Genomic DNA, 24,216 nt, shown 5'->3' on the forward strand with positions numbered 1-24,216 from the left:
TGTGAAAATCATACTTTTTTACCAAATGAATGTCCGTTACTTCTTAGGTAACGGATTTTTTATTTGCCACAAAGATAAGGAAAAATAGTAATAGAAAACAAACTAAAATTTCATTTTTTCCTTTTTTTCTAAATATATCTACACAAAACTATTGGAACATGAAGAATAAGCACTTCATGCTCTGCGATTTTCTATGACCTTACTTCAATAAAATTTTTGAATTGAAGTTCAGGTGCACATTTTTCTCTTCCCTCATGTTGTTTTTTTTCTGATTGGTTACTGTTGTGTACCGTTTGTGTATACTTATCCGTTACCTAAGAAGTAACAGATTACTAAAATCCCTAATTTATAACATTTTAGCCATTAACTGCTAAGTTATCGGAATCCCATTATGTAAGAATAATTCAATCTATTTACTTTGGTTCTTTCTTCCAATTCAAAACCTTTCAAATAGATTTGCGTTGTCTTAATTGATTTATGTCCTAATGATTCGCTTATCATCTCAATGGAGACTCCACGGTATTTGGCTGTAGTAGCCCAAGAATGCCGGAGCGTATAAGAAGTAATGGATGAACGTATTTGTAACTGCTTAGACAAACATTTCAAATCATTGTTAAACCGCCGCAAAGCCGATTGATACTCACGATATCCCCTTTCGTCCTGTCTGTCATATTCTCCACTTAGCATCTGAAAGAGATAGTCGGACCCCTCTACGGTGTACTTATTGGATAAACGAGCCATAGCATCTTGTGCCGAATCCAAAATCTCAATGCTCATAGGCGTACCGGTTTTCATACGGGTGTACTTCAAAAGCCCCTGCTCGACATTGGATTTTTCCAAATGCGCAAAATCCACAAACGGCATACCGCAAAACTGAAATAGCAGACTGGCAACAGCTTGTGTGCGACGGAGCCGCTCTGTCTTCGGGTCTTTGTGCAGCAGGGCATGAAGTTCACATACCGGAATCGCCTTTTTCTGACGGGTATCGATACCTGTAAACACATCACGAAACAAACCGGGAACATAAGGTGCCTGCCGTGCATCCACTCCGCGATTATAAATACAACGCAACATACGCATATAGGTAGAAACCGTATTGGGCTTCAAATGAGAAGCCGCCAAGAAGTTGCCATACGCCTTCAACGTTTCACGGTTCACCTTACTGAAAGTAATAGTCCGGCTTCCGCAGAATTTCGCAAAAGAACGAATAGCATATTGATACACATGAGCCGTTGAATAACGGCCCTCCTTTCGCAAACGTTCAATGTAGTCGTTTGCACAATTAGTAAATTGCTTTTTCTTCATAAATAATTACTTATATGATTAGTCATAAAATGACGGACGAAATATAACAAGATTACAGGTAAAATAAACCGCCATTTTGAAATTACTTGTTGTTTTCGACTGAAAAAACGAAATATCTTCTAAAAAAATAATTGCCGCGATGCAGTATTTCGAGAATCTCTGCATTTAACTAATAAAGAGAGAAAATAAAAAAGATAATCAGATATATATATCATAAGACATAAAACCTGAACTTTACAAATGGGGAAAAGTAAGAAGAGAGAGAATATTAATCAACCTCCCCAAATCAAGAATAGGGTGTCCCGGAAAGGACACCCTATTCATTTTTTATATCATATATCTTTTTACTTGCAGTATTTCTTAATCAGTTCGTCTACGTTCGGATCGCCCAGCTCTTTCGCTTTCTGGAAGTTGCCGCAAGCCTCATCCGTTTTCTTCAACTGTATCTGGCAAAGTCCCAGCAAACGATAGGCTTCGCCATATTTGGGATCGGTTTTCAGAATATTATTCAGAATCCGAATGGCTTCCTCATAACGTCCCACACGCAGATTGACAACAGCGTTCTCAGCCTGGTAAGTCAAGTCTGCCGGATTCAGTTCGACTGCTTTTGCAATATCGTCCAATGCACGCTGGTATTGACGTGCTTTCAAAGCAGCCTGCTCACGATAATAGTAGAACACATCATTCACCTGGCCATTGACTGCTTTAAAATAAGCATCGTAATCGAACATCGCATTCCGTGCCTGTCCGAGATTCATATGGAGCTGTGCACGCTCCAAGAGATAAGGAGCGAAATCGGCAGTTATCGGTTGAGGACAACGGGCGATGCAACTATCCATCAATGCTAAAATTTCTTTCGGTTCGGCGTTCATCAACTCTTTCGTCTTGGCAGCATTGAAGAACGTACCCGCAGAAGCAATATTGCTTTCATTTACTTTTTCATAAGCAGCCAAAGCACCAGCATAATCCTGTCGAGCAAATAAGACATCTCCTTCCAATTGCACGTAGACGGGCAACGGGTTGATGGAAATCGCCTGACGAACATTCTTCAAAGCAGTATCATACGTCCAATCCTTATACGTTTTTTCGGGATTTGATAGTTGGTAGGCGTATATCAGCTTACCTATATTATAATAGATATCATCTTTCTTCTGAGACACTTTCAAAGCCTGATTCAAATCGGCAACCGCCTTATCAAACCAAATTTCGTCATCTTTAGCCTTAGCTACATAATAATTCGCACGGCGAAGATAGCCATCGGTATTAGCAGGAAACTGACGGATAAAATCATCAAGGAGTTTTTCGTAGTCCTCGCCGGCCAGAGTGGATGAAGCCATGAACAAATATACCAGGGCCTGGTCTTCCGCTTCGGGAAGCCCTTTCCGGATACCGATGCTCTTCAACGCCGCATCTCCGAGAGAAAGAGCACTAATCTTCTGAGACATGGCAAAAGCTGCTCCTGCCGCATAACAGGTAGTCACAGTATCAAGCCCGGAAGACTTTTGCGCAATACCAAATACCTGACCTTCCAGATTCATCACAGGACAACTCACCATCTTGTCCTTCATCTGCATACTCAACGTATAATAATTGTATTCGCCCGATATCTTTGCAACTTCCTTCACCTTTCCCGACACACAAGCAATGCTTTTCTGAGTAGAATAAGGAAGCATCCACGCATCAGCTCCCACTGCCGGAATTGTTTGTGCCACCACCAATGCAGGCACTTTCTTTTCGGTAATGGCTACACGGAACTTGATGACATCGTACATATCATCCGCCCCCAATATAGTGCTGATCGGCATTTGCTTGCCTTCCGCCGTAATAACCACCGCACGCTCGGCACCTTTAAAGAGAGAATAATCGGACAGAGCCAGCCCATCTTCGGATACGAAAAACCCGTTTCCGGTATTCAGCATCTTGTCGTTTTTATCATAAGTCACCACAGAGAAAACGGCTCGTTTTGCCTTCTCCACCCATTTAGGGGTTTGTGCCATACTCCACTGTGCAAAAAACACAAGCAGCAAAGGCAGAATTAATAGTTTCTTCATATCAATCGTTGTTTCTTTGTTTCACAGCCTCGTAAATCAAGATACCGGCAGCAACGGAAACATTCAAAGATTCGATGGTTCCCAACATCGGAATCTTCACCCATTCGTCACAAAGCGCCAGGTGGTCATAAGACACCCCTGTATCTTCCGCCCCCATGATGATACATAACGGACCTGTATAATCGGCTTTCGTATAGTCGTAATCTCCCTTTTCAGTAGCCGCCACAATGCGGAAACCGCTATCTTTCAAGTATTGCAGTGTCGAGCGCAAATTCTGTTCGCGACATACGGGAAGGGTATGTAATGCTCCTGCGGATGTCTTCACGGCATCTGCATTCACCGACACACTGCCACGGGCGGGAATAATCACTGCATCTACGGCAGCACACTCGCAAGTACGAGCAATCGCACCGAAATTACGCACATCTGTCACCCCGTCTAACATCACGAAAAACGGATTCTTCCCCTGCTCGAACAAGAAAGGAACAAGGTCTTCCGTCTTCTGATAAGTCACGGAAGAGATAAAGGCAACCACTCCCTGATGATTTTTCCGGGTGATACGGTTGATACGCTCTACCGGCACACGCTGCACAGGAATCAACAGTCCCTTCAAAGCCGCAAAAAGTTCTTTGGAAAGATCACTCTGGATGTCTTTCTTTACCAAAATTTTATCAATCTCTTTTCCAGCCTGAATGGCTTCTATCACGGCACGAACGCCGAAAATCATTTCACTTTTATCAAGCATCTATGTCAATTTACAATTTTATAATTTATTCTGTTTACTATTATTCAGTTACAGGCAAGCAGGGATTTGGCATTGCCAAGAGCCGCTTCTGTCAACGTAGCACCACTTAACATATGGGCAATCTCCTCTATCCGTTCTTCATCGGTGAGACGGCGGATATGACTGTTCGTCTCCGTATCACTGTCTTTCTTGTACACCTTATAGTGCGCACGTCCACGAGCGGCAATCTGCGGCAAATGGGTAATGCTGATGACCTGACGATTCTGTTCACCCATCTCCTGCATCATATCCGCCATACGGTCGGCTATTTCACCGGAAACTCCGGTATCTATCTCATCAAAGACAATAGTCGGCAACTTGACGGCTCCGGCAATCATGGCTTTGATAGAAAGCATGACACGAGCTATTTCGCCCCCCGAAGCTACAGAAGAGATATTTTGCAACATACCGTTTTTATTGGCGGAAAACAGGAAATTGACAGTGTCTTCCCCTTGCAAGCCAGGTTCTTTCTTCACTCCCATCTCTACCTGAAAACGAACATTCGGCATTCCCAACGGAACCAGACGTGCCGCCAATTGCTTTTCCACTTCACGCGCCGATTTCGTACGGGCTTTGGTGAGTAGTTCGGCTTGCTGTTTTACTTGTTTATATTGTTCCTCCTTGCGGTCGGTCAGTTCAGCAATACGTTCATCATAAGAAGTTATATCGGACAACCTGCCGCGATACTCCTCCGTCAATGCAATCAGTTCGCCAAGTGTTTGCACACGGTGTTTCTGTTGCAAGGAATAAATCAGGTTCAAGCGTTCGTTTACTTCATCAAGACGCTCGGGATTGAACTCCACGGAATCACCTTGTGAAGAGATTTCATGAGAAATGTCCTTCAACTCGATATAGGCGCTTTCCATACGTTCAGTCAGTTCCTTAGCAGGCTGATAGACTCTTTGCAGGTTATTCAGTGTGTTCAAACTATCTTTCAGGTAAGAAAGCAACCCGCCCTCGTCGGAAACAAACGATTGCTCCACCCGGTAAAGTCCCGCCTTGATTTCTTCCGCATGGCTCAGCAGTTCGGCTTCTTGTTCCAACTCCTCCTGCTCTCCTTCGGAAAGGTGGGCTTCTTCCAGTTGTTCGAGTTGAAAACGAATGTAATCTTCATCTGCACGGCTTTTCGCGGCCAATGCTATCAGTTCCGTGAGTTCACGTTCGGTCTGTTTCCATTCTGTATAACAAGCGTGGTATTTCTCCAATACAACGTCATTATGAGCCAATAAGTCAAGTACATTCAACTGGAATCCTTCTTTATTGAGCAGCAAATTCTGATGTTGTGAATGTACATCAATCAACTGTTCGCCCAATTCCTTGATTTGTGCCAACGAAGCGGGAGTATCATTAATAAATGCACGGCTCTTACCGGATGCTTGCACTTCGCGGCGCAAGATGCACTCTTCATCATATTCCAACTCATTATCCACAAAAAAAGAATGCATCTCGTAGGCTGATATGTCAAAACGGGCTTCTATTATACATTTAGAGGCTCCGCGACGAATCGCTTTTACATCGGCACGCTGTCCCAACAGCAGGCCAATAGCTCCAAGAATAATTGATTTTCCGGCTCCCGTCTCACCTGTTATAACGGAAAAGCCTGTCTCGAAACTGATATCCAGTTTCTCTATCAATGCGTAATTCTGAATGTATAGTGAACGTAACAAACTGAATAATAAATTAAATATTAAGAATAAAAAATTAAAGGCAAGACGTTTTCAAGGCAGTCGCAAGATGGTCGATAATGTCGCGGGCTACTTCCGTTTTTGTTTTCAACGGATAGTCCGTGCGACCTTTCCGGTCGATAATACTGATTTTGTTTGTATCGTGACGGAAACCGGCTCCTGCATCGTTCAACGAGTTGAGCACGATAAAGTCGAAGTTCTTACGTTCAAGTTTTCCCTCGGCATTCTGCTGCTCATTATTTGTTTCGAGAGCAAAGCCTACCAATAACTGGTCTTTTCTTTTCGCAGCTCCCAAACCGGCCGCAATATCTTTCGTAGCCCGAAGATGCAACGTCAGTTCCTCTTCCTTCTCCCGTTTTATCTTCTTGTCGGCAACTGTCTCCGGACGATAATCGGCAACTGCCGCGCACAGAATAGCCGCATCGACGCCGGAGAAGCAAGTTTGTGCAGCAGTATGCATTTCCGCAGCAGACTCCACATTGATACGGTGAATACGGGAATGCTTCGTCTCTATTTGTACAGGCCCCGCAATCAGCGTAACTTCCGCACCACGGCAAGCACACTCTTCGGCTAAAGCAAAACCCATCTTACCGGAAGAATAATTGCCGATAAAACGGACTGGGTCTATCTTTTCGTAAGTCGGCCCGGCTGTTATCATTATTTTCCGACCCTGCAAATCACCGCTTGCCGAGAAAAATTCGTCCAGTGTACGGATGATAACGTCCGGTTCCTCCATACGCCCCTTTCCTACCAAATGACTGGCAAGTTCTCCCGTCCCCGGTTCGATAATATGATTACCGAATGAACGCAGTGTATCAAGATTCTTCTGAGTAGAAGGATGAGCATACATATCAAGATCCATAGCCGGAGCTACGAATACAGGGGCTTTTGCCGAAAGATATGTAGTTATCAGCATATTATCGGCTATCCCATTCGCCATCTTACCGATAGTAGAAGCAGTAACGGGTGCTATCAACATCGCATCCGCCCACAGACCGAGGTCAACGTGACTGTTCCATGTTCCGTCGCGTTGGGCAAAGAACTCACTGATAACCGGCTTACTGGTCAAAGCAGAAAGAGTAATGGGAGTAATAAATTCTTTTCCCGCCGGAGTAATCACGACTTGCACTTCCGCCCCCTGCTTAATGAGTCCACGGATAATGTAGCAAGCCTTATACGCGGCAATACTGCCGGTAATTCCAAGAATTATCTTTTTTCCTTTTAGCATTATTTTGTAATCAAATTACTCATTTCACGCAGACGGATTTTAGTCAACACCGCCTTTGTATTCAATGTGAAATCATTGTTCAAAATCCAACCGTAATATCCGGGGTCTTTCTTCAACACCTCGACAACCGACATACCTTTATACTTGCCGAAGTTAAACACTTCCACCCCATTATCGTCGTACACCATGCGTCCGGCAAAGTCCACATTTTTGTTGTAACTGGAATAATCCGCCAAAAATGTAATATCGTTTTCCAAATCGGGATAACGGTCGAGTTGTGCTTTCAGCACTTCGTAGGTAGCCCGTGTGTCCGCTTCTGCGGTATGTGCGTCTTCCAAATTCTTGTCGCAATAAAATTTATAGGCGGCAGACAAGGTGCGCTGCTCCATTTTGTGGAAAATCACCTGTACGTCTACAAATTTGCGCTTCGTCATGTCAATATCCACCCCGGCACGCAGAAATTCTTCCGCCAGCACCGGAATATCAAAGCGGTTGGAATTGAATCCTGCCAAATCACAACCTTCAATGTCGCGAGCAATGTTCTTTGCAACTTCCTTAAAAGTTGGGCAATCGGCTACATCAGCATCATAAATGCCATGCACTTCGGAAGATGCTTCCGGTATATGCATTTCGGGGTTGATACGCAATGTTTTGGCTTCCTCATTCCCGTTGGGATAAACTTTCAAATAACAGATTTCAACAATCCGGTCAGTGTTGATATTTGTCCCGGTCGTCTCCAGGTCAAAAAAGACGATGGGATTTTTCAGGTTTAATTTCATTTCTTGTTATTTTATTAAGTCACCACAGATTGCACAGATTCACACAGATGTTTTTTCTTTAGGAGAAGAAATCTGTGTGAATCTGTACAATCTGTGATAAAACGTATTAATCGTTCAGCATCATAGGCATCAACAACATCAACAGGTCTTCATTCTCCTCCTGTTCGACAGGGATGATAACTCCGGCACGTGAGGGATCTGCCAATTCAATCATTACTTCATCAGCCGAGATGTTATTCAGGATGTCAATCAGAAAAGTAGACTTGAAACCAATGCTCATCGGAGCACCTGCATACTGACATACCTGTGTCTCTTCAGCAGAAGTGGAGAAGTCAATGTCCTGAGCAGAAATCACAATCTGATTTTCCTGCATACGGAGTTTTATCAAACTGCTGGCTTGTGACGAGAAGATAGACACGCGGCGCAAAGCACCTATCAACAGCTGGCGGTCTACGGTCAACTTGTGAGGATTATTTTGAGGAATCACCGAGTTGTAATTCGGATAACGTCCTTCGATAAGACGGCATACCATGCGGTATTGCTCAAGCATAAATACGGCATTGCGTTCGTCGAACTCAATAACAACAGTTCCCTGTTCTTTCGGTAAAAGGTTCTTCAATAGCGTAGCCGGTTTTTTCGGAAGGATGAAAGCCGCACGTTCATTGCCTTTGGCTGCAAACGTCTTGCTACGCACCAATTTATGGCCATCTGAAGCCACCATTGTGATATCTTCTGTAGTAATATCGAAATAAATACCGTTCATCACAGGACGAAGTTCGTCATCGGCAGTGGCAAATACCGAGCGGTTGATACCACTCAACAACACTTCCGCTTCCATTTCCACACGGACTGCACTGTCTCCTAATGTAGCTGATTGAGGGAATTCATCCGCATTCTGCCCTACCAGACTGTATTTTCCGTTTTGGTACTGCACTGTGATTTCATAATTCTCCGGATTGATATCGAATGTCAACGGTTGTTCCGGTATTTCTTTCAATGCATCAAGCAATGTTTTCGCTACTACTGCAAAACGACCGTTCGTGTCGCTATTCACTTCGACAGTAGTTACCATCGTTGTTTCACTGTCGGACACAGTCACAGACAATGTTCCATCTTCCAGTTCAAAGAGGAAACAATCGAGAATAGGCAGCGCATTTTTTGAATTAATCACACGGCTGATAGCCTGTAAATGGCTGGAAAGAGCAGTACTTGAAACGATAAATTTCATATATTTTCGTGTATTTAAGTTTTAAATGTTCTATCGCACAAAGTTACGAAAAAAGATTTGTGCCGCCCAACAAAACAAAAGAAAAAACAGTATTTGTATGAGGGATATCCCTAAAAAATCGTACCTTCGCCGCAGAATTTAAATTAATTGCAATGGAATTTACAGGAAAAATCATCGCTATACTTCCCCCGAGGGGCGGAGTTTCAAAGACCAGTGGTAACGAATGGAAGTCACAGGAGTTCGTAATCGAAAACCACGACCAATATCCGCGCAAAATGTGTTTCGACGTATTTGGTGCGGACAAAATCGAACAGTTCAATATTCAGATGGGAGAAGAGTTGACAGTATCATTCGACATTGATGCCCGCCAGTGGCAAGACCGTTGGTTCAACAGTATCCGTGCATGGAAAATTGAACGTGTCAGTGCAGGTGCTCCAATGACTCCAGGTGCCCCCGTTCCGCCGCCGGCTCCATCAGCTATGCCTGATTTCACTCAGGGCGATGTCAAAGATGACCTGCCATTCTAAGCTGAAAACATTCTGCTTTACCATACAAAAACTCCCGGTAAGAATTATTCTTGTCGGGAGTTTTTGATATGATAATCTAAATATCCAAATACTTTTTAAATGATTATCCGCTATCTTCCCTATCTACCAAAACAATACGTTTACAACTTAATAATCAGCTTATTACAGCACATATATGCGCTGTATGCAGGACATATATGCGGTGAAAGCAGGACATATAGCTCCTGCAAATCGGTCCTATATAGAGGGGAATAGCAGATAATCATTACTTTTTATTTCGGCTTATATTGCAACACAAAATCAGAAGAGACTATTCCATCAGCACCCGTAAATTGAGCGAAAAGTATAAAATCACGGAAAAATGCAGCGTTGCGCAGAAAAAAGTCCGGTACGAAACTGACTTGTTTTTCTGCCTGACGAAACAAGCGATCGAAATCCGCCATCAACATAAAGTGATAAGAATCGGATAAATTCTCTATTCCTGCTCTGTAAGTTATCGTTTGCTCAATCACTTCGCCCTTTTCCAACTGACGTATATAACAAGACAAACTATCTTCGTCAAGAGCCAACAACAGACGTCCGCGATAAAATGCAGCATACAGATGGGGTGTAGGCCTCACAAAACCTGTTAAATGCGCAAACAATGTCGTCTGAGGCAAGCGATAGATTGGAAAGACCTTATCATCGAGTTGATAAGAAGTTATACGGGAAGCTACTCCCCTTTCTTCGGCAGGAATAGTAGCAACAAGTGAGCGCAACATCCGTTCCGCCTCTCTCACATCCAGCACAGACAAGCTCAGAACTACTGCCGCATCCTGCAACGTGTCTTCCCGTTGAAATAAACACAACACTAAATCACGTCCGGTATTTTCCATCAAATAACGTGATAATTTACGGTCTCTCTCCTGCATTTCAACAATACGTCCTGCGCTTGCAGTTTCTTGCATACTCCCCAAAGAAAGCAAGGATACCCAGTCCGTGATACTTTGTTTGCTAAAATAGAAAGCGGTAGAGGGTAATATTTCACCTGGAAAACCATCTACGGATTCCTGATGATAAAACAGATTTATAAAGTTAGAACAAGTATCCGCATTGCGAGTGATTCCGGTAAAATAGACAAAATCGTCTTTCATCTTCATATCAAACTCCGTCCATCCCATCATACCCTCCACACGGGTATATACGGTGGCTACAGCCATACTTTTCTTAGGAGTACGCACAGCCGCAAAAGCGGGAACATCAGCCAACGAACCGCCTTTCTTATAGATATCAATAACATCTTCCACCAATTTCTTCTGAAAACTCAGTGCCATAAAATCGGATGTCAGATAACACGAAAGGAAATCGCCGTCGGACATGGGATAAATCATTATTTCCTCTCCTTTATAAGAAAATTTCTTCGGCGGATAGAGCGATGAGACATATTTTTGAATGAATTTATCAATCAATTCTTTGTCCCCTATTCCCAAGCGGCAATAAAGTACCTGATTGCGTTCATTATCCGGTTCGTGGAAGCTAATCAGCATTTGATTCATTTGCCGGCTCAGCCCATGAGGGCTATCTTCCGCAAGGGTGTAAAGAGCCTGTTTCAGATAAGAAAAAAGTTTGGATATGTGCAAATATTGATGATTCTTACTGCAAGTCAAACCATCTATCTCACTAACAAATCCAAGAACATCATCGGTAGCAACTACAGCAGAAGCGGTGGCAGGAACCAACTTGTAAAGATTAAAATCTTTTCGCCCTTCGACCGCTGACAATTTGAAAAAAGAGTATAAAGCGAAACCTGCGCACAAAAGTACAACAGAAGAAGTGACCACTATTTTCACCATCGTACGAAGTTTCATAATATTCGCTGTTTATCGGTTAAATGCAAAAGTAACAAATTCTACAAATAAAGCCAAATTTTCACTAAATATTTTACCGGCAATCAAAGACGGATTTCCAATCCATCGAAGGCCAAATGAATATTATCCGGGAGCTCTTGTTCAACTCCGGCATGGAGCCCCATATCATGACTCATATGTATAAAATATGTATTCTTTGCCTGAATACGCCGCGCAACTGCCAATGCTTCCTCCAAACTCTGATGTGTGGGATGCGAAGCGATGCGTAGTGCATTCACTACTAAAACATCTATCCCCACCAATTGTTCGTAAGAACTTTCAGGCATAGTCAGCATATCAGTGATATAACCGAGTTTTCCGATACGATATCCCAAAATCGGCAACTTCCCGTGCATCACACGTATAGGAAGCACCTCGGTCCGGTTAATAGTAAAACTACTCCCCGCCACAATCTCTTGCAAGGGAATATTCGGCACACCGGGATAGGTGTGCTCTACAAAACAATAAGGCATTCGCAAACGCAACGCCTTCGCCACATATTCTTCGGCATAAATCGGAACAGAACCGAAACGGCAAAAGGGACGCAAATCATCCAATCCACCTACATGATCGTAGTGTTCGTGCGTTATAAGCACACCATCTATCCGCTCATAAGGGAGGTGCAAAACCTGCTCTCGGAAATCAGGGCCACAATCTATCAGTATCCGCGCATCATCCGTCTCCACGATAGCGGAAGCCCGCAACCGACTATCTTTCGGATCGGCAGAAGTACAAACTGCACACGTACAACCAATCTGAGGCACTCCTGTCGATGTTCCGCTTCCTAAAATTGTTACTTTCATTTCTCTTGTTACACAAAATTTACTTCAGGATGAATGTCTATGCCAAACTTATCGTACACTGAAGCTCTCACCGCATCCGAAAGTGCAATAATGTCACTTCCTTTTGCCCCTCCCCGATTTACAAGGACAAGCGCCTGTTTATCGTGCACTGCTGCAGGTCCTAAAGATTTTCCTTTCCACCCACATTGGTCTATCATCCAGCCTGCAGGAATTTTCACCTGACCGTCTGCCAATTCGTAATAGGGTATCTGCGGATGATTCTCTTGCAACTCCAGTAGTTTTTCTTTAGGAACGATAGGATTCATAAAGAAACTACCTGCATTTCCTGTTACTTTCGGATCGGGCAGTTTGCTTTCGCGAATATCAATGATTACCTTCCGAACTACCGGCAACGTCAGTACAGGATATTTTTCAAGTTCCTGGCGGATAGTTCCATAGTCCAATATATAACGTTCTTCCTTGCTGAGCCGAAAACGTACATAAGTGACAAAGACCGACTTATTCTCCGGACGTTTAAAGATGCTGTCACGATAGGCATATCCACATTCTTCCATAGTGTAAACACGCTGGTCGCCATGAATGTTCACAGTCTCCACAGCAGTAATTAGGTCTTTTACTTCAACACCGTAGGCGCCAATATTCTGCACAGCACTCGCTCCCACTTCACCGGGAATCAAAGAAAGATTTTCGGCTCCATACCACCCGTGCGCCACACAGTAGGCCACGAAATCATCCCATACAACGCCTGCTCCCACCCGTACAGATACAGTATGTTCATCTTCTTCCGTCACTTCTATTCCTTTGATGCACGAATGAAGCACCAGTCCGTCATAATCTTTGGTAAACAACAAATTGCTTCCGCCACCTATATGCAAAAAAGGTGTCGTAACGGCACCTTGCGCAATCAGTCGTTGCAATTCTTCCACCGAAGCATATTCCAAAAAACGGGCAGCACTAACATCAATACCGAATGTATTGTAAGACAAAAGAGAGTACATCATCTATACTATTTAAGGGGTTATATCTTTTAAGAGTTATATACTTGTATCTTCAAACTTATACAATTTCCATTCTCCTGCTTTCCGACGAAAATAAAGGATGTTGGAAAAACCGTTCCCAATACCTTTCAAAGCCAGGATTTTCGTTGTGGAATTGTCGCCATTCCGTTGACCATAGTTAATATTGGAAAGGCGTTCGGAGGGCAACTCGGGCTTGAAGGCAAACCACTGGTTGATGTCAAGACTCGTTTCGAGAATAGAAAAATCATCGTCCGGATCGCTGGTAACAAAAACAAGCGGCTGGCTGACACGCTGACTTTGAAAAAGACTGTCGGTAACAAAACGACCGAAGAACTCGACAAAATTCTCGTCGTCACTCTGCTCAATAGACCGCCTATTAATAGCTTCCAGTATCCACGCACCATTAATACGCTCAAAATAATACCGCTTCATCATCCGGGTCTTAACAAATATCCATTCCACCTGTACAGATGTAAGCGATGTATCTCCTACTAAATCCATATCTTCCTCTTTATCAAACAAGAGCGTATAATAATGTTGTTTGGTAAACAAGTTATCGTGCTTCCAATGCTGTTCGTCGATATTCAACTTTTCATCCACATTGTAATAAGGTAATGGAAATTTAACACGCTGGCGCTGCAAGGTTTCATCGGAAGCAAAATTATAGATAAAATCGTCGAAAGATTCGTCTGCCTGTATAGGCAGCGGATCTTCCGGCAATTTATCTTCAGGGATAGAATCGGTTTGACACCTGATTGAATCCACTTCGTGAGTAACAGATGCGAAGGGGTCAATTTTATTTTGCTTGTTACTACAAGCCCCCAGCAGGCTGAGTAATATGACCCCTGCAATTAGTTTTTTCATTACTTCAATTTTTCCCGTAACTTTTCAAGCATATCTACTGTCATGCTTTCCAAATTGTAGGCCGGCTTCCACCCCCACTCTTCGCGAGCACAAGTGTCATCCAAGCTATCGGGCCAACTATCAGCAATGCGCTGTTTCAAAGGGTCAACATCATAAACCATCTCGAACTGCGGCACGTACTTCTTGATTGCCTGATAAATCTCCTCCGGATCGAAACTCATAGAGGCTACATTGAAAGCATTACGATGTATCAGTTTCGCAGGATCAGCTTCCATCAGCATAATGGCTGCATTCAACGCGTCTGGCATATACATCATATCCATCAAAGTACCTTGTTTGATAGGACACACGAACTTCTCTCCCTTCACTGCCGAATAATAAATATCGACAGCATAGTCGGTAGTTCCGCCACCCGGAGGTGTCACATTTGAAATAATGCCCGGAAAACGGACAGCACGAGTATCCACACCATATTTGTTAAAATAATAATCGCTTAACAACTCAGTGGTTACTTTAGTGACTCCATACATAGTACGAGGACGCTGAATAGTATCCTGCGGCGTTTGTGTATGCGGTGTTGACGCACCGAAAGAGCCGATAGAACTGGGAGTAAAGACAGCGCATCCGTGTTCACGCGCCACTTCCAGAACATTCCATAATCCATCGATACCGATTTTCCAAGCCAACTTAGGCTTCGACTCCGCCACAACCGACAACAGTGCGGCAAGATTGTAAATCGTATCAATCTGATACTCTTTTACCACAGAAGCAATTGCTTCTGCATCCGTTACATCGGCAATAGCTGATGGCCCGGACTCTTTCAATTCTCCTTTAGGTTCTGCACCCGGGATGTAACCAGCTACCACATTCGCATTTCCGTAACGTTTACGTAGCTCCATCGTTAGTTCGGAGCCTATCTGTCCAGTGGCTCCAATAATCAAAATGTGTTTCATTTTTTCTTCGTACTTAAATTATTAAGTTAAATAGCGCACAAAGTAAGCACTTTTTTTTTAGATTTTAATCAAAAATGCATTGTTATTCCAAGAAAAATGATGTCCTTTGTAATCGAACTTAATTACTCAAACACTATGTACGGTAAAATACAAGAATTCCTCAGCCAGACATTGGCTGAAATCAAGGAAGCCGGGCTTTATAAAGAAGAACGACTGATCGAAAGTGCGCAGCAAGCTGCCATCACTGTAAAAGGCAAAGAAGTATTGAACTTTTGCGCCAACAACTATTTGGGACTGTCTAATCACCCACGACTGATCAAGGCTTCCCAAGAAATGATGAACCGACGCGGATATGGTATGTCGTCTGTCCGTTTTATCTGTGGAACACAAGATATACACAAGGAATTGGAGGCCGCTATTTCCGAGTATTTCCAAACGGAAGATACAATTCTGTATGCTGCCTGCTTTGACGCGAACGGCGGTGTGTTCGAACCTCTCTTTACGGAAGAGGATGCTATTATTTCGGATTCTCTGAATCATGCTTCCATCATCGACGGCGTCCGTCTGTGCAAGGCTAAGCGGTATCGTTATGCCAATGCAGACATGAAAGATTTGGAAAGATGTCTGCAAGAGGCGCAGGCTCAACGTTTCCGCATTATCGTTACCGACGGTGTATTCTCGATGGACGGTAACGTTGCTCCGATGGATCAGATATGTGACCTCGCCGAGAAATACGACGCGTTGGTAATGGTAGACGAATCTCATTCGGCCGGTGTGGTAGGTGCTACGGGACATGGCGTAAGCGAATTATACAAGACTCACGGACGTGTAGATATTTACACTGGCACATTGGGAAAAGCTTTCGGCGGTGCGTTAGGCGGATTTACTACCGGACGCAAAGAAATCATCGACTTACTGCGTCAGCGCAGTCGCCCGTACCTGTTCTCCAACTCATTGGCTCCGGGTATTATCGGTGCAAGCCTTGAAGTATTCAAGATGCTGAAAGAGAGCAACGCGCTGCATGACAAACTCGTTGAGAACGTCAATTATTTCCGTGACAAGATGACGGCTGCCGGATTCGACATCAAGCCGACTCAGAGTGCAATCTGTGCCGTAATGCTATACGATGCTAAATTGTCACAGATTTATGCCGCACGTATGCAGGAAGAAGGAATTTATGTAACAGGATTCTATTATCCGGTAGTTCCGAAAGAACAAGCCCGTATCCGTGTACAGATTTCCGCAGGACACGAAAAGGAGCATCTCGACAAATGTATTGCTGCCTTTATCAAAGTAGGTAAAGAACTCGGCGTACTCAAATAAAACTTTTTCATATCTTCCGTTGTTAATATTGCAAGCATCAGATTGCGACAATATAACAACGGAAGATTTTTTATTCTATATATGGAAGAACTTACTCTCACTACTCCTACCCTGCTTTTCTCGGCAGTCTCTCTGATTTTATTGGCCTATACCAATCGTTTTTTATCCTATGCACAACTCGTACGCCAGTTGCGCGACCGCTATTTGGAAAATCCTTCGGACATTACCGTAGCGCAAATTGAGAATTTACGAAAACGACTCAACCTTACCCGCACCATGCAATGTTTGGGAATTGCAAGCCTGTTTCTCTGTGTGGTGAGTATGTTTTTTATCTATATCGGATTACAATTACTCTCTGCCTATATATTCGGAGTAGCTTTATTGTTGCTCATCGCTTCTCTTGGTGTATCTTTCCGCGAAATACAGATTTCCACCCGCTCACTGGAGATTTACTTGGGAACAATGGAGAAAGGAAAGCACACAAAAGAAAGAAGCCGTTAGGAAATATTTCCCAACAGCTTCCATCATATATATTTTCAAGCTATACTTCATCCATTATCAACGTTGTCCTAATTGCGAATCGACAAAGAAGATACCTGCATCACCTGCTTTCTTGAGTTTATCAACAATGCCCTGTGCAGTAGCCTCTTCTTCTACCTGTTCGCGAACGAATCCCCACAGGAAATCTTGAGTAGCCTTATCTTTTTCAGCAGCAGCTATGTCTACCAATTTATCTACCAATGCAGATACATGACATTCATGCTTATAAGCATTTTCGAAAACTTCCAAAGGAGTACCCCAGCCGTTAGGAACGACATCTATTTTGTCTATCATAGCAGTTCCGCCACGTTTAATGATATAGTCGGCCATAGCATAAGCGTGTCCCATTTCTTCCTGAGATTGTTTCTTCATCCAATGTGCAAATCCACTAAAACCTTCTTTCTCGAAGTAGAAGGACATAGCCAAGTACAGATTGGAAGACCACATCTCAGCTGTAATCTGTTCATTGATTGCTTTCTGTAATTTTTCTGAAATCATAATCGTATTTTTTTAATTGTTAATGTAATTTCTTTTAAACTCATTGTAAAAATAACAAGGTTTCGGCTGTAATTGTTCTACGCCTACCATTCTTTTTAAAGTATATTCATAATTCAAGTATAAAAACTTGTTATAACTATACCAATTCATCAGAAGTATATCCTTTTGGCAACTCTCGGCAGTTGTAACCGGAAGCCATGACTTCGCCGTATGCACCTGCCGAACGAAGAGCAATCAAATCACCACGCTTCACTTTATTCAAGTCTATCGCTTTACCGAAAACATCGGACGATTCGCAAATAGGTCCTACTACGTCATAAATTTCTACCGGTTCCTCTGAGGTAATATTTTCCATTTGATGGTAAGCCTGGTATAATGCGGGACGGATTAAGTCGGTCATACCGGCATCAAGGATAGCAAACTTCTTCTTTGCGCCTTGCTTCACATACAGTACTTTAGAAATCAACGTACCGCACTGCCCGACTACCGCACGTCCTAATTCAAAATGCAAAGTCTGGTAAGGCCGCAGTTTCAATTGTCCGGCATAAGTAGCAAAGTATTCTTTAAAGTTCGGAATTGCCTGACGGTCAGGGTGCCCGTAATCAATACCGAGTCCGCCACCTACATTGATGTGCTCTACTAAAATATGACGGGCTTCAAGTTTATCCTGCAATTCATTGACACGGTTACAGAGAGCGATAAAGTCGCCCATATCAAGAATTTGAGAACCTATATGGAAGTGCAGTCCTATGAATTTGACATTCTTCATTTCCTGAGCCACATCAATCACCTTATCCATATCCTGCATACTGATACCAAACTTATTTTCTGCCAGTCCGGTAGTAATATTGGCGTGAGTATGCGCACCGACATCAGGATTGATACGGAAAGCCACATTGGCTATCTTGTTTTGGGCAGCCGCCAGTTCATTAATCACTTCCAGCTCAGGGATGGATTCTACATTGAAGCAAAAGATACCATATTCCAAGCCAAGATTGATTTCCCAGTCAGCCTTGCCTACTCCGGCAAAAACAATTTTGCCGGCAGGGAATCCGGCACGGATAGCAGCGCGGATTTCTCCACCACTCACACAGTCGGCCCCCATTCCGCTCTCACGGATTATTGTAAGCACCTTCGGATTGGCATTTGCCTTTACCGCATAATGCACTGAATAATTAGGATATTTGGCAACCTCATGGTTTATAGCCGACAGTGTATCGCGCAATACCTTAGTATCATAATAATAAAAAGGGGTCTGCAAAGTACGGAACTTATCGATTGGAAATATTCCTTTCATAATTCGGAAAACTTGTTTAGTTAGTTAAAAAGAGCGCTTTTATCAGATTGGTAAAAGCGCTCACATTATTTGTAGAATTATTTATTGTTGAAAAGCATATCGCTCAGCGATTGCAATGCCCTCTTCTTGTCACACTCACGGATGAGGAAAGAAATGTTGTAATTACTTCCACCAAAAGAAATCATTCGTACCGGAACATCACGCATCGCATCGAGTGCTTTGGCTTCAAAGCCAACGTTTTCCCATTCCAAATCACCGACAACACAGATGATACACATCTCTTTGTCGACGGTCACTGTTCCGTACTTTTTCAAGTCGTCGAGAATTTCATTCAGATGCTTGGTGTTATCTATGGTAACAGACACACCTACTTCCGAAGTACAAATCATGTCGATGGAAGTCTGGTAGCTTTCAAAGATTTCGAATACTTTGCGCAAGAAACCGTGAGCAAGCAACATACGGCTGGATTTTATCTTGATAGCCGTAATGTTATCTTTGGCTGCCACCGCTTTGATTTTGCCTTTTTCCGTATCGTTGGAAATCAATGTGCCGGGAGCTTCCGGGTCCATTGTATTCAGCAGACGTACGGGGATATTGGCATATTTGGCAGGCTGGATACAAGTCGGATGCAGGATTTTTGCACCGAAGTAAGCCAACTCAGCAGCTTCTTCAAAGTGGAGCTGACGAACCGGAGCTGTCTTGTCGACAATGCGCGGGTCGTTATTGTGCATACCGTCGATATCTGTCCATATCTGGATTTCGGATGCACTCACGGCAGCACCAATCAAAGATGCGGTATAATCGCTGCCGCCACGTTGCAGGTTGTCTATCTCGCCGTAAGCATTGCGACAGATAAAGCCTTGCGTGATATATATATCCATATCCGGATAAAGGTCGAGTTGAGCCTGCAACTTCTCCTTTATATATACAGGGTCGGGTTCTGCATTCTTATCAGTACGCATGAATTCCAAAGCCGGAAGCAAAACTGACTTCACGCCACACTCCTGCAGATAGTAGTTCACCATCGCTGTAGAGATAAGCTCGCCCTGTGCCAAAACCACCTTCTCTTCAAACAACGTGAAAAGGTCTTTTGTATAAGAACGGATGTAGTCAAAGTGAGACTTAATGACTTCCAACCCTTTCTGTTTATATTCCTGAGTTGCAAAAAGCTCATCAACGTGCTGTTTATATTTGGTTTCCAGCTTATTGATAATCTCGTTGGCACCCTCCGGATTCTTCTTATACAGATAGTCCGAAATTTCCACCAATGTATTTGTTGTGCCTGACATGGCTGAAAGGACAACAATTTTCTGTTCACCATCGGTAATCAATTTGGCTACTTCCTTCATGCGCTGAGCAGACCCTACAGAAGTTCCTCCAAACTTTAAAACTTTCATTTTCGTTACTGTTTTAGTTATCTATATTTAAATCTATTTCTATTATTCTCTGTCGTGACATATATTCGTCGGTGACATCCACTATCTGATGGTCGGCACAACGATATACCCTGCCGGGATATTCTTTCAGCAATTGCAGGTTATGCGTTGTCATCACTACGGACGAACCGGAATCGCAGATATTGCGCAACAGTTCGACAATGGACTTTCCGGTTTCCACATCTAAGTTTCCTGTCGGTTCATCCGCAAGGATAATGGCCGGAGAGTTGAGCACGGCACGCGCAATAACAACACGCTGCTGTTCGCCGCCGGAAAGTTCATTAGGCAACTTGTAGCCTTTGTTTGACATTCCGACCAAATCGAGCACTTCTTCGATACGCCCCCTTATCTCCTGTTTGTTTTTCCAGCCTGTGGCACGGAGCACAAATTCAAGATTATCGTAGACCGTGCGGTCTGTCAACAATTGAAAATCCTGAAATATAATGCCCAATTTCCGACGTAGCTGCGGGATATGCTTGCGCTTGATTGAACGCATATTATATCCCAATACCTCCGCCTCACCGTCTATTACATCCAGTTCTCCATAAAATGTTTTAAGCAGACTCGTTTTGCCGGAGCCTACTTTTCCTATCAGATAGACGAACTCGCCTTTGTGCAGTTCAAGATTAACATCATTCAGCACACAGAGTTCCTGTTGATGGATTTCTACGTTCTTATATTGAATTAATGCCTCTTCCATGTACTACTATGTCTTTCCTGCAATTCGCGTGCGAGGTCTTCGATACAATAGCCTTTTGAAGTGAGTAATACAATCATGTGATAAATCAGGTCGGCCCCTTCGTAAATCAGGCGGTCGTCCGTTCCGTTGGTTGCTTCGATTACTGTTTCTACAGCTTCTTCACCTACCTTCTGCGCCATTTTATTGACACCGGATTTAAAAAGACTGGTTGTGTAGGAGCCTTCGGGCATTTCTTCGTGACGCTTGTCGATAAAGTCCTGTAATGCTTTCAGAAACATGACCGGCTCTTCATTCTTCTCACCCCAACAAGTATCCGTACCTGTATGGCAAACCGGGCCTGCCGGATTCGCCTGTATCAATAATGTATCATTATCACAATCGGCTTTGACAGAAACTACATGAAGGAAATTACCGCTCTCTTCTCCTTTCGTCCAAAGACGGTTCTTTGTACGACTGAAAAAAGTCACTTTTCCGGTTTCTACCGTTTTCTCATAAGCTTCTTTATTCATGAAGCCTAACATCAGGACTTTACGTGTTTCGTTGTCCTGTATGATAGCCGGAACAAGTCCATTCATTTTATCGAAATCCAACTCCATTTTATTTAATATCTTTATTCGTTCCATTAATTTTTGCAACGCAACAATTACCTGACAGTAATTCCTTCGCCGCAAAGATACAATTTTAATTCGGGAATTTTAATTTCTCCGAAGTGAAAAATACTGGCAGCCAAAGCGGCATCCGCTTTTCCTTGTAAAAACACATCACGAAAGTGTTCTTTGGAACCTGCACCGCCCGAAGCAATCACGGGAACAGAGAGCTGTTCCGTCAACGCGACGAGGGCTTCATTCGCATATCCAGTCTTTACTCCGTCATGATTCATACTTGTAAAAAGAATTTCGCCAGCTCCACGTTCCTGGGCTTCTTTTGTCCATTCAAACAGGTTTTTATCGGTTTCGATACGTCCGCCGTTCAGGTAACATTTCCACCCTTTTTCCGTTTGCTTGGCATCTACCGCCAACACGCAAACCTGCGAACCGAAATTCTTGGCAATCTCGTCAATCAGTTGCGGATTGCGGATTGCGGAAGAATTGATGGAAATCTTATCGGCTCCGGCATTCAGCAGACGAGCTACATCGCCCAGTTCGTTGATTCCTCCCCCTACGGTAAACGGAATGTTGATATTGGCAGCAATCCGTTTCACCAAATCTGCAAAAGTCTTACGCCCCTCGTGGCTGGCAGTAATATCAAGGAAAACAAGTTCGTCGGCTCCCTGTTCACTATAAGCCCGCGCCAATTCCACCGGGTCACCGGCTTGGCGCAAATTAACGAAGTTCGTCCCTTTCACGGTTTGTCCGTCTTTAATGTCCAGACAAGGTATGATTCTTTTTGCTAACACAATCCTATTTATTTACTGTTTGACAATTCAAAATCCGACAATCAAAAGTCTCACTCCAAAAAGATTCTCAAATCCCGCAGCGTGAGACATCCTTCATACAATGCTTTTCCAAAGATTACTCCGGGAACTCCGGCCTCATTCAAGACAATAATATCATCGACATTACTTACTCCCCCACTGGCTATCAGATAAAGGTCGGGAAATTCTTCAAGCATCTCCTTGTACAAACCAATGGAAGGTCCTTCCAACATTCCATCACAACTGATATCCGTACAGATTACCTTCCGGACACCTTTATTTATATAGAGTTCGAGAAACGGAAAAAGTTCGCAGGCAGTTTCGTCCTTCCAACCATTTACGGCTATTTTATGTTCCCTGACGTCGGCTCCCAATATGATTTTCTCACTTCCGTACAGTTCCAGCCAATGACAGAACAACTCAGAATCTTTCACTGCAATACTACCACCCGTCACCATCTGCGCACCGCTTTCAAAAGCGATTTTCAAGTCCTCGTCACTCTTTATTCCACCTCCAAAATCTATTATTAAAGAGGTACGGGAAGCTATTTGCTCCAAGACCCGATAATTGATTACATGGTGAGAAGCAGCCCCGTCCAAGTCTACCACATGAAGCCTGCGGATACCGTTCGCTTCAAATTCTTTGGCAACCTCCACCGGATTTTCGTTATATACCTTTTTACTGGTGTAATCTCCCTGAGAAAGACGTACACACTTTCCGTCGATAATATCAATGGCTGGAATAATTTCTATCATCTATTTTAATTTACTAAATGTTTATTATAAACAACGAATGGTTTTATTTATAGATTCAAGAAGTTTTCCAGAATCTTCTCACCCGTTTTACCGCTTTTCTCCGGATGAAACTGTGTGGCATAAAAATTATCTTTATGCAAAGCAGCACTGAACGGATGAATATAATCGGTCGTAGCGGCAGTAAAATCGCAGGTCGGCACATAAAAGCTGTGTACAAAATAAACAAATTCCTCGTCGGAAAATCCTTCAAAAAGCCTGCTATTCATACCCTTGATTGTATTCCATCCCATATGCGGAACTTTATCTTCATGCTTCTGCGGAACAAAACGCTTCACGTCTATATCAAAGATACCCAAACAATCCACTCCTCCTTCTTCAGAATGGCGGCACATCAACTGCATTCCGAGACAAATGCCGAATACGGGCTGGTGCAAGTTCCTTATCAGTTCGTCCATTCCTGTCGCTTTCAGGTGGCGCATGGTAGTTTCCGCCTCTCCTACTCCGGGAAAAATCACTTTGTCGGCCGATTGGAGTTCTTCCTTATCGGCAGTAATCACCGCTTCCACCCCCAACCGTTTCAAAGCATAATCCACAGAACGGATATTACCGGCATTGTATTTTACAACTGCTACTTTCATCAGCTAAATATTACGTTTTATTTACGATTCCGGTCAGAATATTCTCCACCGTTCCATTTTAGTTCGCAAAAATAACGAATTACTGCAAAATAACGAATTTTTTAAATCAGAAAGTTGATATAAAAACCGAAAAAACTTACAGATAGAAAGAGACAGAAAGTCCTATTCGATAAAGAAAATAATAGACTTCAAAATAGTGACGCCATCGCCTCCAGATAGTGACGCTATATCACCATAATGGCGTCACTATACCAACCGGATATAGTCACTATCTTAACTAAAGGAAAAAACAATATTTCTTCTAATGTCAAAAGTACTCAAAATGAGGCAATAAACGTTTTTCTCGTTTTTTCTTGAAAAAAAATTTCGCCAAAACGCTTGCAAGTTTACAAAAAACCACTACCTTTGCACCCGCAATCGAGAGAGATGCAGATTAACAAAATGAAATTTTGGTGCGTTAGTTCAGTTGGTTAGAATACATGCCTGTCACGCATGGGGTCACG

23 protein-coding genes are annotated in these 24,216 nt (G+C 43.2%); 3 read left to right on the top strand and 20 right to left on the bottom strand.

Annotated elements, in window-relative coordinates:
* Positions 1-375: 375 nt before the first annotated feature.
* The 7 genes from QZ331_RS11630 to dnaN form a co-directional block, all read right to left on the bottom strand.
* On the bottom strand, positions 376-1,305 hold the full coding sequence (locus QZ331_RS11630) for a site-specific integrase (protein WP_294630401.1): 930 nt from the start codon (positions 1,303-1,305) through the stop codon (positions 376-378).
* Between the two features lie 344 nt (positions 1,306-1,649).
* On the bottom strand, positions 1,650-3,356 hold the full coding sequence (locus QZ331_RS11635) for a serine protease (RefSeq protein WP_294630403.1): 1,707 nt from the start codon (positions 3,354-3,356) through the stop codon (positions 1,650-1,652).
* A gap of 1 nt (position 3,357) precedes the next feature.
* A complete protein-coding gene (gene rlmB / locus QZ331_RS11640) occupies positions 3,358-4,101 on the bottom strand; it encodes a 23S rRNA (guanosine(2251)-2'-O)-methyltransferase RlmB (protein WP_294630405.1) in 744 nt (247 codons plus the stop codon).
* Positions 4,102-4,145: 44 nt separating this feature from the next.
* Positions 4,146-5,807 carry a DNA repair protein RecN gene (recN, locus tag QZ331_RS11645; protein WP_294630407.1) on the bottom strand — a complete coding sequence of 554 codons (1,662 nt, stop codon included), beginning with the start codon at positions 5,805-5,807 and terminating at the stop codon, positions 4,146-4,148.
* 34 nt (positions 5,808-5,841) lie between these two features.
* Positions 5,842-7,053 carry a bifunctional phosphopantothenoylcysteine decarboxylase/phosphopantothenate--cysteine ligase CoaBC gene (coaBC, locus tag QZ331_RS11650; RefSeq protein ID WP_294630409.1) on the bottom strand — a complete coding sequence of 404 codons (1,212 nt, stop codon included), beginning with the start codon at positions 7,051-7,053 and terminating at the stop codon, positions 5,842-5,844.
* Positions 7,053-7,832, bottom strand: coding sequence for a 3'-5' exonuclease (locus QZ331_RS11655; protein ID WP_294630411.1), 780 nt, complete (start codon positions 7,830-7,832; stop codon positions 7,053-7,055). Before QZ331_RS11655 ends, coaBC begins: the two co-directional genes overlap by 1 nt.
* 106 nt (positions 7,833-7,938) lie before the next feature.
* Positions 7,939-9,060, bottom strand: coding sequence for a DNA polymerase III subunit beta (dnaN, locus tag QZ331_RS11660; RefSeq protein ID WP_294630413.1), 1,122 nt, complete (start codon positions 9,058-9,060; stop codon positions 7,939-7,941).
* 152 nt (positions 9,061-9,212) lie between these two features.
* Here dnaN and QZ331_RS11665 point away from each other — a divergent pair, with 152 nt between their 5' ends.
* Positions 9,213-9,587 (top strand): DUF3127 domain-containing protein, encoded by a 375-nt coding sequence (locus QZ331_RS11665; protein WP_294630415.1) that lies wholly within the window; start codon positions 9,213-9,215, stop codon positions 9,585-9,587.
* Positions 9,588-9,859: 272 nt separating this feature from the next.
* On the opposite strand, the gene QZ331_RS11670 is transcribed toward QZ331_RS11665, so the two are convergent.
* From QZ331_RS11670 to QZ331_RS11690, 5 genes are all read right to left on the bottom strand, one after another.
* Positions 9,860-11,434, bottom strand: coding sequence for a DUF3352 domain-containing protein (locus QZ331_RS11670; protein WP_294630417.1), 1,575 nt, complete (start codon positions 11,432-11,434; stop codon positions 9,860-9,862).
* A gap of 83 nt (positions 11,435-11,517) precedes the next feature.
* Positions 11,518-12,276 carry an MBL fold metallo-hydrolase gene (locus QZ331_RS11675; RefSeq protein ID WP_294630419.1) on the bottom strand — a complete coding sequence of 253 codons (759 nt, stop codon included), beginning with the start codon at positions 12,274-12,276 and terminating at the stop codon, positions 11,518-11,520.
* An 8-nt stretch (positions 12,277-12,284) separates the two neighbouring features.
* On the bottom strand, positions 12,285-13,274 hold the full coding sequence (gene murB, locus QZ331_RS11680) for a UDP-N-acetylmuramate dehydrogenase (protein ID WP_294630437.1): 990 nt from the start codon (positions 13,272-13,274) through the stop codon (positions 12,285-12,287).
* A 36-nt stretch (positions 13,275-13,310) separates the two neighbouring features.
* The gene (locus tag QZ331_RS11685) at positions 13,311-14,159 is read right to left on the bottom strand and encodes a DUF4348 domain-containing protein (RefSeq protein WP_294630420.1); all 849 of its coding nucleotides are present in this window, start codon (positions 14,157-14,159) and stop codon (positions 13,311-13,313) included.
* A complete protein-coding gene (locus QZ331_RS11690; RefSeq protein WP_294630421.1) occupies positions 14,159-15,112 on the bottom strand; it encodes an NAD-dependent epimerase/dehydratase family protein in 954 nt (317 codons plus the stop codon). The genes QZ331_RS11685 and QZ331_RS11690 overlap by 1 nt, the downstream gene beginning before the upstream one ends.
* Positions 15,113-15,247: 135 nt before the next feature.
* Between QZ331_RS11690 and kbl the strand changes: the two genes are divergently transcribed.
* Positions 15,248-16,435, top strand: a complete 1,188-nt coding sequence (gene kbl, locus QZ331_RS11695; RefSeq protein WP_294630423.1) for a glycine C-acetyltransferase — start codon at positions 15,248-15,250, stop codon at positions 16,433-16,435.
* An 81-nt stretch (positions 16,436-16,516) separates the two neighbouring features.
* Entirely contained in the window at positions 16,517-16,936 is a 420-nt protein-coding gene (locus tag QZ331_RS11700) for a DUF2721 domain-containing protein (protein ID WP_294630425.1), read from the top strand.
* Between the two features lie 57 nt (positions 16,937-16,993).
* On the opposite strand, the gene QZ331_RS11705 is transcribed toward QZ331_RS11700, so the two are convergent.
* From QZ331_RS11705 to hisH, 8 genes are all read right to left on the bottom strand, one after another.
* Entirely contained in the window at positions 16,994-17,473 is a 480-nt protein-coding gene (locus QZ331_RS11705) for a ferritin (protein WP_294630426.1), read from the bottom strand.
* Positions 17,474-17,609: 136 nt separating this feature from the next.
* Positions 17,610-18,770: a diaminopimelate decarboxylase gene (gene lysA, locus QZ331_RS11710; RefSeq protein ID WP_294630427.1), complete on the bottom strand. Its 1,161-nt coding sequence runs from the start codon at positions 18,768-18,770 to the stop codon at positions 17,610-17,612.
* 77 nt (positions 18,771-18,847) lie between these two features.
* On the bottom strand, positions 18,848-20,167 hold the full coding sequence (locus QZ331_RS11715; RefSeq protein WP_294630428.1) for an aspartate kinase: 1,320 nt from the start codon (positions 20,165-20,167) through the stop codon (positions 18,848-18,850).
* A 13-nt stretch (positions 20,168-20,180) separates the two neighbouring features.
* Positions 20,181-20,906, bottom strand: coding sequence for an ATP-binding cassette domain-containing protein (locus QZ331_RS11720; protein ID WP_294630430.1), 726 nt, complete (start codon positions 20,904-20,906; stop codon positions 20,181-20,183).
* Positions 20,891-21,502, bottom strand: coding sequence for a bifunctional phosphoribosyl-AMP cyclohydrolase/phosphoribosyl-ATP diphosphatase HisIE (hisIE, locus tag QZ331_RS11725; RefSeq protein ID WP_294630439.1), 612 nt, complete (start codon positions 21,500-21,502; stop codon positions 20,891-20,893). The genes QZ331_RS11720 and hisIE overlap by 16 nt, the downstream gene beginning before the upstream one ends.
* A 47-nt stretch (positions 21,503-21,549) precedes the next feature.
* The gene (hisF, locus tag QZ331_RS11730; protein WP_294630432.1) at positions 21,550-22,302 is read right to left on the bottom strand and encodes an imidazole glycerol phosphate synthase subunit HisF; all 753 of its coding nucleotides are present in this window, start codon (positions 22,300-22,302) and stop codon (positions 21,550-21,552) included.
* A 50-nt stretch (positions 22,303-22,352) separates the two neighbouring features.
* Positions 22,353-23,075 (bottom strand): 1-(5-phosphoribosyl)-5-[(5-phosphoribosylamino)methylideneamino]imidazole-4-carboxamide isomerase, encoded by a 723-nt coding sequence (gene hisA, locus QZ331_RS11735; RefSeq protein ID WP_294630434.1) that lies wholly within the window; start codon positions 23,073-23,075, stop codon positions 22,353-22,355.
* 47 nt (positions 23,076-23,122) lie between these two features.
* Complete coding sequence (hisH, locus tag QZ331_RS11740) at positions 23,123-23,713, bottom strand: imidazole glycerol phosphate synthase subunit HisH (protein WP_294630435.1); 591 nt, start codon at positions 23,711-23,713, stop codon at positions 23,123-23,125.
* Positions 23,714-24,216 lie beyond the last annotated feature (503 nt).

This window comes from uncultured Bacteroides sp. (assembly GCF_910586915.1).
Classification (GTDB): Bacteria; Bacteroidota; Bacteroidia; order Bacteroidales; family Bacteroidaceae; genus Bacteroides.

What these genes read in the sequence shown, in the direction of transcription:
- QZ331_RS11715 (WP_294630428.1), bottom strand. Translation starts at nt 20,167, where the DNA reads ATGAAAGTTTTAAAGTTTGGAGGAACTTCTGTAGGGTCTGCTCAGCGC.
- dnaN (WP_294630413.1), bottom strand. Translation starts at nt 9,060, where the DNA reads ATGAAATTTATCGTTTCAAGTACTGCTCTTTCCAGCCATTTACAGGCT.
- QZ331_RS11720 (WP_294630430.1), bottom strand. Translation starts at nt 20,906, where the DNA reads ATGGAAGAGGCATTAATTCAATATAAGAACGTAGAAATCCATCAACAG.
- hisA (WP_294630434.1), bottom strand. Translation starts at nt 23,075, where the DNA reads ATGATAGAAATTATTCCAGCCATTGATATTATCGACGGAAAGTGTGTA.
- lysA (WP_294630427.1), bottom strand. Translation starts at nt 18,770, where the DNA reads ATGAAAGGAATATTTCCAATCGATAAGTTCCGTACTTTGCAGACCCCT.
- hisH (WP_294630435.1), bottom strand. Translation starts at nt 23,713, where the DNA reads ATGAAAGTAGCAGTTGTAAAATACAATGCCGGTAATATCCGTTCTGTG.
- QZ331_RS11655 (WP_294630411.1), bottom strand. Translation starts at nt 7,832, where the DNA reads ATGAAATTAAACCTGAAAAATCCCATCGTCTTTTTTGACCTGGAGACG.
- murB (WP_294630437.1), bottom strand. Translation starts at nt 13,274, where the DNA reads ATGTACTCTCTTTTGTCTTACAATACATTCGGTATTGATGTTAGTGCT.
- hisIE (WP_294630439.1), bottom strand. Translation starts at nt 21,502, where the DNA reads ATGGAGTTGGATTTCGATAAAATGAATGGACTTGTTCCGGCTATCATA.
- QZ331_RS11630 (WP_294630401.1), bottom strand. Translation starts at nt 1,305, where the DNA reads ATGAAGAAAAAGCAATTTACTAATTGTGCAAACGACTACATTGAACGT.
- kbl (WP_294630423.1), top strand. Translation starts at nt 15,248, where the DNA reads ATGTACGGTAAAATACAAGAATTCCTCAGCCAGACATTGGCTGAAATC.
- QZ331_RS11685 (WP_294630420.1), bottom strand. Translation starts at nt 14,159, where the DNA reads ATGAAAAAACTAATTGCAGGGGTCATATTACTCAGCCTGCTGGGGGCT.
- QZ331_RS11665 (WP_294630415.1), top strand. Translation starts at nt 9,213, where the DNA reads ATGGAATTTACAGGAAAAATCATCGCTATACTTCCCCCGAGGGGCGGA.
- QZ331_RS11635 (WP_294630403.1), bottom strand. Translation starts at nt 3,356, where the DNA reads ATGAAGAAACTATTAATTCTGCCTTTGCTGCTTGTGTTTTTTGCACAG.
- QZ331_RS11690 (WP_294630421.1), bottom strand. Translation starts at nt 15,112, where the DNA reads ATGAAACACATTTTGATTATTGGAGCCACTGGACAGATAGGCTCCGAA.
- QZ331_RS11670 (WP_294630417.1), bottom strand. Translation starts at nt 11,434, where the DNA reads ATGAAACTTCGTACGATGGTGAAAATAGTGGTCACTTCTTCTGTTGTA.
- rlmB (WP_294630405.1), bottom strand. Translation starts at nt 4,101, where the DNA reads ATGCTTGATAAAAGTGAAATGATTTTCGGCGTTCGTGCCGTGATAGAA.
- QZ331_RS11705 (WP_294630426.1), bottom strand. Translation starts at nt 17,473, where the DNA reads ATGATTTCAGAAAAATTACAGAAAGCAATCAATGAACAGATTACAGCT.
- QZ331_RS11700 (WP_294630425.1), top strand. Translation starts at nt 16,517, where the DNA reads ATGGAAGAACTTACTCTCACTACTCCTACCCTGCTTTTCTCGGCAGTC.
- QZ331_RS11675 (WP_294630419.1), bottom strand. Translation starts at nt 12,276, where the DNA reads ATGAAAGTAACAATTTTAGGAAGCGGAACATCGACAGGAGTGCCTCAG.
- coaBC (WP_294630409.1), bottom strand. Translation starts at nt 7,053, where the DNA reads ATGCTAAAAGGAAAAAAGATAATTCTTGGAATTACCGGCAGTATTGCC.